Source organism: Synechococcus sp. W60.3 (genome assembly GCF_047502615.1).
Taxonomy (GTDB): domain Bacteria; phylum Cyanobacteriota; class Cyanobacteriia; order Thermostichales; family Thermostichaceae; genus Thermostichus.
Genome location: NZ_JANSHJ010000046.1, coordinates 1 through 10,109, shown reverse-complemented (window position 1 = coordinate 10,109; position 10,109 = coordinate 1). Strand labels below are relative to the sequence as shown.

General features: G+C 58.8%; 8 protein-coding genes. 2 read left to right on the top strand and 6 right to left on the bottom strand.

The genetic code is table 11. The annotated features are described in order from the left end of the window. Positions 1–126: 126 nt before the first annotated feature. The 3 genes from NW846_RS11790 to NW846_RS11780 all read right to left on the bottom strand — a co-directional run bounded on the left by NW846_RS11790 (position 127) and on the right by NW846_RS11780 (position 3,400). A complete protein-coding gene (locus tag NW846_RS11790) occupies positions 127–963 on the bottom strand; it encodes a hypothetical protein (RefSeq protein WP_240530337.1) in 837 nt (278 codons plus the stop codon). 224 nt (positions 964–1,187) lie between these two features. Further along, entirely contained in the window at positions 1,188–1,790 is a 603-nt protein-coding gene (nrdR, locus tag NW846_RS11785) for a transcriptional regulator NrdR (protein ID WP_011429961.1), read from the bottom strand. 68 nt (positions 1,791–1,858) lie between these two features. Next, positions 1,859–3,400: a cryptochrome/photolyase family protein gene (locus NW846_RS11780; RefSeq protein ID WP_011429960.1), complete on the bottom strand. Its 1,542-nt coding sequence runs from the start codon at positions 3,398–3,400 to the stop codon at positions 1,859–1,861. 86 nt (positions 3,401–3,486) lie between these two features. Here NW846_RS11780 and NW846_RS11775 point away from each other — a divergent pair, with 86 nt between their 5' ends. Beyond that, entirely contained in the window at positions 3,487–5,880 is a 2,394-nt protein-coding gene (locus NW846_RS11775) for an ArnT family glycosyltransferase (protein ID WP_414346864.1), read from the top strand. Here the strand turns inward: NW846_RS11775 and NW846_RS11770 are convergent. Then, a complete protein-coding gene (locus NW846_RS11770) occupies positions 5,762–6,790 on the bottom strand; it encodes a LysR family transcriptional regulator (RefSeq protein ID WP_011429958.1) in 1,029 nt (342 codons plus the stop codon). The genes NW846_RS11775 and NW846_RS11770 overlap by 119 nt on opposite strands. A 283-nt stretch (positions 6,791–7,073) precedes the next feature. On the opposite strand from NW846_RS11770, the gene ribH reads away from it, so the two are divergent. After that, entirely contained in the window at positions 7,074–7,664 is a 591-nt protein-coding gene (gene ribH / locus NW846_RS11765) for a 6,7-dimethyl-8-ribityllumazine synthase (RefSeq protein ID WP_011429957.1), read from the top strand. On the opposite strand, the gene htpG is transcribed toward ribH, so the two are convergent. Beyond that, positions 7,658–9,517 (bottom strand): molecular chaperone HtpG, encoded by a 1,860-nt coding sequence (gene htpG, locus NW846_RS11760; protein ID WP_099812233.1) that lies wholly within the window; start codon positions 9,515–9,517, stop codon positions 7,658–7,660. The genes ribH and htpG overlap by 7 nt on opposite strands. Before the next feature lie 104 nt (positions 9,518–9,621). Beyond that, the coding region (locus tag NW846_RS11755) for a LytR C-terminal domain-containing protein (RefSeq protein ID WP_414516107.1) at positions 9,622–10,109 on the bottom strand (488 nt) is incomplete at its 5' end.

Here is a 10,109-nt window from a genome sequence, read left to right as displayed (position 1 = left end):
CTAGCTCGGTGCCAGGCTCATCTCTCCACACCAACCCCCCAATACAAGGGGGGTTGTTGCGTATCTCAAGGGGTAACTCTGCAGCCTCTATGGGTGTAGAGGGTGTACGGAATTCCTTCTCCGGGACTATTGGGGTGCTTTCACAGGAGCGGGTGATGGGTTGTTGCGCAAAAAGGGTTGTACAGCTACGAAGCCCAATCCAAAAGAGGCGACTACCAAAAGAACTGCAGCGGCCATCCAAAGCAAAACGGATCCTTGGGATCCGTGATGTTGATCGCGCACCCGTTGGTAGACACTGGTGGCATGAACCTCGCCACCCATATTCTGCATCAACTCTTCCAAGGAGGGAATCTGATAGCCGGCACGGGGGTAAGGAGGCTCAGCAGGAGTGTCTTGACGGGGACGGGGGGGTAGAGTGGAGGGCTGAGATCGGGGCTCAAGGGGGGGGGTGGCAAAGTCAGAGTAAGAGGGAGTTGGATAGACGTTGCCAGGGAAGGGTGAAACCTCGCTGCGAGCTTGGCGTCGCTTGAGGCGATTCAAAAAATCATAGGAGGGAGAGGCTTGGTCATGTTCTGAGGTCAGGCCATCCCCTCGAAAAGGGGCTGCAGCAGCCTCTCTTTCAAGAGCAGCGGCTTGGCTTGTGTCAGCAAGCCGTAGGCTGATTTGCTGTAGGCGCTTCAAGGCCTGGCCCAATTGCCCCTGAAATTCTTGCGCGATGGCAGTAATTTCTCCAGACAATTGTTGATGCAGAGCGCGCAGGCGCTGGTTTTCGGAGGAGAGGCGGCTCACCTGCTGACGGGCAGATTCCAGCTCTTCAGCCACTTGTTGATATACCTGGATTGGCACTGTCCCCGGCCCGGTCTCTAGTGAGGCAGGGGCGCGAAAGCTGCTGTTGCCGGGCAAGCCATTGGGGTTGCCGTTGCGAGCTTCAGAGGGGCTAGAACCCCGAAAGTCGTACTGCATAAGTTGAATCAATCCGTCAGAAAGGATGAAAAGCTGAGGAAGGTGGGCAGGCGGGGATCCCGAACAGACAAGGCCGCAAGGATCACCCAGGGGTAGCGCTGAACACCGACCGGCCGAGGATGCCCAGCGCTATGCTTAGTGTAAGCGGCAATTGCTAACCCAAGCATACCGCTAAGCTTTTTGGATGGGAGCCCCTTTCTAGCAGTTTTTCTCGCCCGCAAGCGTTATTTCGGGATCTCCGAGAGATTGCTCGAGGTGTCGTTTTGATCGAGGAGTTGGGGAATACCCCCCACCCAGTCTGGAGAAGCTGTGGATTCCGACTCTGAAGGGGGAGAGTTCCGCAACGGCCGCTCCAGATCTCGTCGTAGGTGGGTTTCCAACCGTTCCAACTGTTCCAGTTCGGTAACAAAGTCTTTTATACCCTGGAACTTGCGGTACACGGAGGCAAAGCGCACATAGGCAACTTCGCTCAGGCGCTGTAGGCGCTCCAGTACCATCTCGCCAATGCGTAGGGTAGTTACCTCTTGAACGTCTTCCAGTTGCAGTTTTTCTTCGATTTCGTTGACCAACTCCTCCATCTGCTTGACGCTAACCTGGGTTTTTTGGCAAGCGCGCATCACCCCCTGCAAGATCTTGTTGCGGTTAAAACTCTCTCGGGATCCATCCCGTTTAATGACCATGATGGGCATGAATTCGATGCGCTCATAGGTGGTGAAGCGATAGCCACAGGACATGCACTCCCGCCGCCGCCGCACGCTTTGGCCACCTTCTGCCGAACGGGACTCTAAAACACGAATTTCTTGCTTGCCGCAGCGGGGACATTTCATGACGTGGGCTCCTTGAACCAAGTAACACGTGAAGAGAGGGTGCTCCAATTCTAGTGAATACCAGACAGCTAGGCATTGGGGGTGGACTCCCACCAAGCAGCGGCTTGCGCTTGGATTTGGGCCCTCTGCTCTGGCTGGAGGCGATCCAGGTGGGCCAGTACCCCTTTCATTCTTCCCAAGGGAAGCAAAAGGGGCCGGTGGCGCAACAGGAAATCCCAGTAGAAGGTATTGAAGGGACAGGCCCGTTCGCCCACCTTTTCGCTGGGATTGTAGCGGCAATGGCGGCAGTAGTCACTCATTTTGCGGATGTACTGGGCGGAAGCGGCGTAGGGTTTGGTGGAAAGCATGCCCCCGTCGGCAAAGAGGCCCATGCCGATGACGTTGGGCTGCATCACCCAGTCGTAGCTGTCGATGAACACGTCGTGAAACCACGCTTCTACGGCTTGAGGTTGGATACCGCTGATGAGCGCGAAATTGCTGAGCACCATTAGGCGCTGGATGTGGTGGGCATAGCCATGGCGGCGAATTTGCCTCAGGGTGTGCCGCAGGCAGGCCATGTCCGTTTCGCCTGTCCAAAAAAAGTCGGGCAGGGGGCGGTAGTGGCCAAAAAAGTTGGTCTGGGCATAGCCCTGGGGCATTTGGTATTCGTAGAAGCCGCGCATGTATTCCCGCCAGCCCAGGATCTGGCGGATGAAGCCTTCGGCAGAGGGGAGAGGGATCCCGCCGCGATGGTAGGCCTGCTCGGCAGCGGTGATGACTTCTTGGGGGGTGAGGAGCCCTAGGTTGAGGTAAGGGGAAAGGAGGGAGTGGTAGAGGAAGTCTTCTTCGACTTGCATAGCGTCCTGCCAGGGGCCGAAGTGGGGCAGGCGGTGCTGGATGAAGTCCTCAAGCACCTGCAGGGCTTGGGCACGGGTGACGGCCCAGCCAAAGCCTTCCAGGGATCCAAAGTGGTGGCCGTAATGGCGCCGCACTTTCTCCATCACCGCCTGCGTGATGGCGTCGGGGGGAAACGTCAGAGGCGGCGGGTAGCGCCGGCCAGGTTGGGGAGGCTGCCGGTTTTCCCGGTCGTAGTTCCAGCGCCCGCCGAGGGGCTGGGAGCCGTCCATGAGGATGCGGAAGCGTTTGCGCCCTTGGCGATAGAAGTCCTCTAGGAGGAGGCGCTTGCGGCCTGAGGCCCAGTCGATAAATTGGCGGGCTGTCCAGAGAAAGTGGTTATTTTCCAAGACCAGGAGGGGGCAGGGGAGGGCAGACCTCAGCTTTTCCACCTCATCCCGGACGGGAATATCGGTGGGCTGCATGAGGCGGATCTGTTGCAATCGATGTTGCCTAGCCCAGGCTTGCAGGGGTTCGGCATAGTCTTCGGCTTCCGCATAGGTGACGGGGTGGCCGCGCTGTTGCAATTCTTGGGCAAAGTGGCGCATGGCCGACCAGACCAGGACCAGCTTTTGCTGGTGATGGTTGCGGGAGCTGGCCCAGGCGTGGGACTCGACAAGGAGAACGGGAACGCGGTGGGGGGGGAGGGCTGAGAGGGAGGCCAGGGCAGATTGCTGCGGATGCAGTTGATCCGAAAGGATCCAAACTCCTTCTGAACCCGTGGTCGAGACGGTCATGGGGAATTCTGGATAGCTTAGATAGCTGGATCCAGGTTGAGTTTAGCTCTGGGGCAGAACGCTAAAGGGAGGGGATCCAGCCGGCTATGGGCGAGATAGCCAGAAGGAAGGTCCAAAAGGGGCAAGGGATCCCCTTTCTCCAGGTCTGGGCCGGGCTGGGGATGGTGGCGCTGCTGCTGCTGCTGGTTTGGAACTGGAGCGATCCCCTGCCGCCGGCCTGGGATGAGGCGCAGCACCTGTTGCAGGCGCAGGCGTTTGGGGATCACCTGAGCCGGTTTCGCTGGGAAGGGCTGTGGTGGCAGCAGTTTTTGCACTTGAACCAGCGCTACCCGCCTCTGGCCTATTGGTTGGGGATCCCGTTGGCAGCGCTGCATCCGTTTGGCCGGGCCGATGGGCAGTTGCTCAATTTGGTGTTGCTGGGGATCCTGACCCTGGCCACCCAGCGGCTGGGGTGGCGGGCCTATCGCTCTTGGGAAGTGGGCTGGCTGGCGGCAGTGTTGGTGCTTCTCTATCCGGGGATCACGGCTTTGGCTCATGTCTACATGCTGGAGCTGCCGCTGCTGGTGGCGGTGACGCTGGCTTTTTGGGCGCTGTGGGCCTACGCGGAGGAGCCGTCCTGGCGGGGGGCGGTGGGGGTGGGGGCGGGGCTGGCGGCGGTGCTGCTGACCAAGTGGACGGGGGTGCTGTTTTTGCTGCCGCCGCTGCTGGCTGTTCCGCTGGGGGTGAGGATCCCTTGGCTGGTGCGGCTGGCCCACCTGGCCCTGGGGATGGGGGTCATGCTGCTCTTGTGCTGGCCCTGGTATGGAGCTAACTGGCTGTTTGTGCTCAGCAATGGGTGGGCCTATGCCGACACCGCCCACTACTACGTCACCTGTGCGGCGGGATCCCTGTGCTGGTGGACGGCCTACTTGCGCTGGTTGCCCCTGCAGATGGGCCCTTGGCTATGCCCCTTGCCACTGCTGAGCTTGTGGGGATCCCCAAGCCGGCGGGAGGCTCTCCTCTGGGGTCTCTACGGAGGGGGCTACCTTCTCTACACCCTGGTAGCCATTAAGGATGTGCGCTTTACTTTGCCGCTGTTGCCCCTGCTGGCCATCCTCTCGGCAGGAGGGCTGGCCAAGCTTTGGCGCTACTTGGGCGAGCGCTGGGGGGAAAGGGCGCTGCGCCGGGGAGTGGGCATGAGCCTAGCCCTGGGAGCTCTGGCCCTCTTGAACCTGGGGCAGCCCCTCACTCCCGGCGTGGCTCCGCTCTGGAAAGGGATCCAGATGCGCTGGCAGGGGCAGCACCCTCAACAGGAGCTGACGCGGTGGATTGGATCCCGGGTGCAGCCAGGTTTGACCGCCACCCTAGGCGTTCTTCCCAACACCGAGCTGATCTCGTCGGAAACTCTCAGCTACTTGGCGGCCCTACAGCGCTGGCCCATCACCTTCCGCGGCGCCGGCCAAACCCCCTGGCCAGAGGTGGAGCTGGCGCTTCTGGATGGGTTTGTGGATGCGCCAGGGGAGCAAGGAATTGTCGGCCCCTACGGTCCAGCTAAGGAGCAAATTCGGCAACTCCTAGACAAAAGTCCTGACTGGCAGCAAGAGCATTTTGATCTGCCGGCGGTGGGCCGGCTGTCCACCTACTTCCCCAGCAAGCCCAGGGTTGTGCTGCAAGAGTTGCCCGCTGCGGCAGAGGCGGTGGAGCTGCTAGAGCTCCAGGTCTTGCCAGAGGAAGGGATCCCAGCCTGGCACTTGCGCTGGCAGGGGCCAGCCCAGGACTTGGCGCAAACCCTCGTCTGGGCGCGACTGGAAGATCCCCAGGGGCAGGTCTTGGCCAAGCGGGCCTGGGTGGTGGGACAGAACCGCCTGTTGCCCTACGCCGCCGGCAGTTGGCAGGTGGAGGAGATCTTGGCCTGGCCAGAGCTGGCAACCAAAGAAGGAATCCTCCACCTGGAGTGGCAACCTCCCCAGGGAAGGCGTCGGTCGTTCAGTCAGCCCTGGGAGGGATCCCGCAGCGGGAAAGGGGGATCCCTTATCTCCCCTGGAGATCCCCTCTTTCTCCTACAACAGGCAGCTAGGGCGGCTGCGATTGGGGATCTGGAGGCGCTCTCCCTCTACCTCAACGCCTGGACGACGTTGCAATATCCAACTTTCCTCACCGATCCGGATCGGGTTTTGATCCGGCAACTGCTGGAGGGAGAAGAGCAATGGGCAGCCGCCCAGAGCTGGCGGGAACGGCAGATCCAAAGCCACTACGAGCTGGCGTTGCTGGAGGTGGCCCTGCTGCGGCCGCAAGCAGCCCAGCGGCATTTTCAGCGGATTGTCGAGCTGGATCCCGAAGACAATTGGGCACGGGCCTATTTGGCATTTTTACGGGTCTTTTTTACCCATGATTTTCGGAGCCTCCAGGGGTTGCAGCAAGAGCTGGCGGCTGCAATTTATCCCCTTTGCCAGAAAGCCAATCCGGATTGGGACTTGAGTTGGCTCTGCGCGGCTCTTTAGGAGGAAGATCCAGATCTATTTGAGAAACTTGAGAAAGCAGGAAATCGGCAAAAGCTTTGGCTACCACCGAGAGGCGCTTGGAGCGCAAATAGACCAAATGCCAAAATCCACGGATGGGAAACTCTTCCACATCCAAAATGGTCAAATGGTTTTGCCAATCTCCCAGAGCCAACACATGCTGAGACAAAACCGAAATGCCCAGCCCGCCGATAATGCCCTGGCGAATGGCTTCGCCACTGCCTATCTCCATGCGGATGTTGAGCTTGAGGTTATGTTTGTCGAAGAGCCGCTCCACCGCCATGCGGGTGCCGGAGCCGGGCTCGCGGGCCAAGAAGGGCTCTTGAGCAATACGGGCCAGGGGGATCCGCTTCTGGCCCGCCAAAGGATGGTGAATAGGAGCCATCACCACCAAGGGATTTTCTAGAAAAGGTTGCGCCACCACGTCCAAATCTTCCGGGGGCATCCCCATCACATAGAGATCGTCCATGTTGTGGCTGAGTCGCTCCAAAACCTGCTGCCGGTTCAGCACCTTGAGGGATACATCGATGCCGGGATACCGCTGACAAAACGTGCCCAGCAGGCGGGGAATAAAGTATTTGGCCGTAGTGACCACACCAATGCTCAGTCGCCCTTGTTTTAACCCCTTCAGGTCGGCGAGGGTCATCTCAAATTCGTTCAACTGCTCAAAGATTTTTTGACAAGTTTGGTACAAAGCTTGCCCCGCCTCTGTGAGATAGAGCCGCTTGCCCACCTGCTCAAACAGCGGCAGCCCCACCGATTTGCTCAATTGCTTGATCTGCATGGAAATCGTGGGCTGGGTCAGGTAAAGCTCCTCAGCGGCACGGGTGAAGCTGAGATGACGGGCAGCAACCTCGAAGATTTGCAACTGGTGCAGCGTAATGGCCTTCATGGAGAATCAAGGATCACTAAAGGTTTACTCTTAAATCATAAAACTCAATCTATGACCCTTGGCGAGATTTCCCTGAGAGCTCGCCGGCTCGAGCGGGTCTCCGCGGGCTCTTCTTCTGGAGGACGGAGAGGGACTGGCGAGCCGTTTAGCTACTGTGAGAATGTCGAAGGCCAGGTGCTACCACCCCTTTTTGGGCAGATCTGGAGGAGAAGGGTAAATTAGGATAGGAAGACACGGTTGTGCGGTGTGGAGCAGCGCCTGGTTTTTTCCCGGAGCAGCGCAGATGGCAGTTTACGAAGGCAATTTTGTTCAGACGGGGGATCTGCGTCTGGCCATTGTTATCAGTCGGTTTAACGATTTGATTGCCGGCAAATTGTTGGAGGGGTGCCAAGATGCCCTGAAGCGGCATGGCATCGATGTCAGCTCGGAGAGCCAGCAGGTGGACTATTACTGGGTGCCCGGCAGCTTTGAGGTGCCTATGTTGGCCTGCCAACTGGCGCAGTCCCGCCGTTACGATGCCATCATCTGCCTGGGGGCGGTCATTCGGGGCCAAACCCCCCATTTCGACTATGTGGCAGCAGAGGTGGCCAAGGGGATCGCGGCAGCCAGTTTTCGCACCGGCGTGCCGGTCATCTTCGGGATCCTCACCGCCGATACCCTACAGCAGGCGCTGGAGCGGGCTGGGATCAAGAACAACAAAGGCTGGGAATACGCCATGAGCGCTCTGGAGATGGCCACCCTGATGCGCCAAGTAGCTCCCCTCTTGCAAGGGAGCGACAGGGCTGCCAGCAATGGGGCGGCCTCCCGCCCCTCTCTGCCCGGTGGAGCGGAAGCCCTGCAGCCGGGGGTAACTCTGGAGGGTGCCGCCTACTGACGGCGGGTTAAACGGGTGAGCACCTCGTTGGAACGCTGCACAAAGGCCCGTGCGGCTGCCGGGTCAAAGCTTTTCTGGGTAATCAGCGCCAGATCGTAGATGTGGTTGCAGATGAGGTTGACCAGCTCCGGATCCCGCCCCTCCTCGGCCAGAGCCTGCAGGTTTTGGATCAAGGGGTGGGCGGTGTTGAGCACCAGCGTGTGCTCTTCCAAAAACTCCATTGGCTTCTGTTGCAGGATGGCATTAAGCTCCTGCAGGCGCCGCAGCGCCTCCGGCAGCAGGATCATAGCCGGAACCGACTCCGACTTGAGGGCCTCGGCTTTGATCTGCAGCTTCTCTTTGCCCAAAGCCTGACGAAAGAGATCCACCAGCTTTTCGCTGCGGGTTTTTTGTGTTACCGGGTCGACGAGCTCGGCAGCTTTGTCTTTTTGGATCAGCGTCTCGTCCAGCTCGGAATCCACCCGCTTAAATTGGATCCCTTCTTCCCGATACTCCCGCTCCAGGAAGCTGCTGAAGTGGCTGTCGATCCAGCTATCCAGCATAATGACTTCTAGTCCTTGGGAGCGGTGCAGGTCGATATAGGCGCTCTGGGCTGCCTCGTCGGTGGCGTAGTAAACCCGCTTATTCTGTTTCTCCCGCGTGCGCTCCAGGTACTCTTTGAGGGTCACGTACTCAGGTTTATCGGCAGGGGATCCGGCCAATCGGAAGATGAGAATGTCTTTAATCTGGGCGAAGAACTTGTCGTTGTTCATCGCCCCAAATTTCATGAAGAGGCTGATATCCGGCCAGACCTTGACATATTTTTCGTAGTCTTCTTTGTAGAGCTCGTTGAGGCGATCCGCCACCTTTTTGGCCACGTGATCCCCAATGCGCCTGACGGTACGGTCATTTTGTAAAAAACTGCGGGAGACGTTGAGGGGAATGTCTGGGCTGTCGATGGCGCCGCGCAGAGGCAGGAGGAATTTGGGAATGACTTCTTCGCAGTTATCCTGGACAAAAACTTGGTTGCAATACAGCTTGACCTGACCCTTAGTGGGATCGATATCAGGCCGCAGCTTGGGGAAGTAGAGGATCCCTTGCACGATGAAGGGGTAATCTGTGTTGATGTGTACCCAGAAGTGGGGATCCTCTTGGAAGGGATAGAGGTAGCGGTAAAACTCTAGGTAATCCTCATCCTTGAGCTCAGAGGGAGGAATCTTCCAGAGGGGCTTTTGCCGGTTAATGACTTCTCCGTTGAGTTTAATGGGGACGGGAATGAAGTCGCAGTATTTGCGCACCAATTCGCGGATGCGGCCCGGCTCCAGGTACTCCTCGCTATCCGGGCTGAGGTAAAGGGTAACCGTGGTGCCGATGGCGGAGCGCTGGGAATCGGAAAGGGTAAAAGTTGGGCTGCCGTCGCAAGACCATTTCACAGGGGTGCTGCCCGGCTGATAGGAAAGGGTGTCGATCTCCACCCGCTGCGCCACCATAAAAGAGGAATAGAACCCCAGGCCAAAGTGGCCGATGATCGCCTGTTCTGCGTCTTTGCCTTTGTACTTTTGAAGGAACTCCTCAGCGCTGGAAAAGGCCACTTGGTTGATGTATTTTTTCACCTCTTCGGCAGTCATGCCGATGCCAGTGTCGCTGACCGAGAGGGTCTTGGCCTCTTTGTTGAGCGCAATCGTGATTTCTGGCTCTGGGGGATCCGCCACTTCGCCAGCCAGTTTGGCCATCTTCAGCTTGGCAATGGCATCGGCGGCGTTGGAGATCAGCTCTCGCAAAAAGATCTCCCGATCCGAATAGAGAGACTGCTTGATGATGGGGAAGATGTTCTCGGTGTGGATGGTGATGGATCCCTGTTCCAGCACAGTCATAGATGGCTCAGCACGCAAACAAGCTAGTGCCAATCTACAGAGGCAACAGAGGCCCCGACAAGCCGAACTGTTTCCAGAAATCCGCACTCGCCACCGAACCGGCCCTAGAGCTGAGCCCCTCTGGCCGGACTCTGCGCCTGGTCAATATCGAGGGTAAGCTGCTGGGCCCAATCTTGGCCGATGCGAATGGTGATGTCGGAGTTGAGCACGCCGGTGGATTCCACCCGCAGCTCTCCTAGCCCAAGGGCGGCCCGCACCTGCTTGGCTCCCTCGCGATCCCCGCTTTGGGCGAGGATCTCTGTTTGCGGCAACACCTGGGGGCTGTCTTCGACGGCAAAAACCTGGGTATAACCCTGTCTAACCAGTTCTTGCACCATGCGGCGGGCCATTCCCGGCTTGCCGGTAGCATTTTGCACGGCTATGCGCAGGCGTTGCGGCGGAATGCGGGCTACCTCTGCCTCTAGGCCAAAGTGGGAGACAGCCACCCGTCGGATCGCGGCTGGATCCGGCAGCCAATAGCTGGTGGAAAATTCTCCTGGCTGACTGAAGCGGCCCGGCAGCAGCACCAGGTCGATGCGATCGCCCCCAGAGG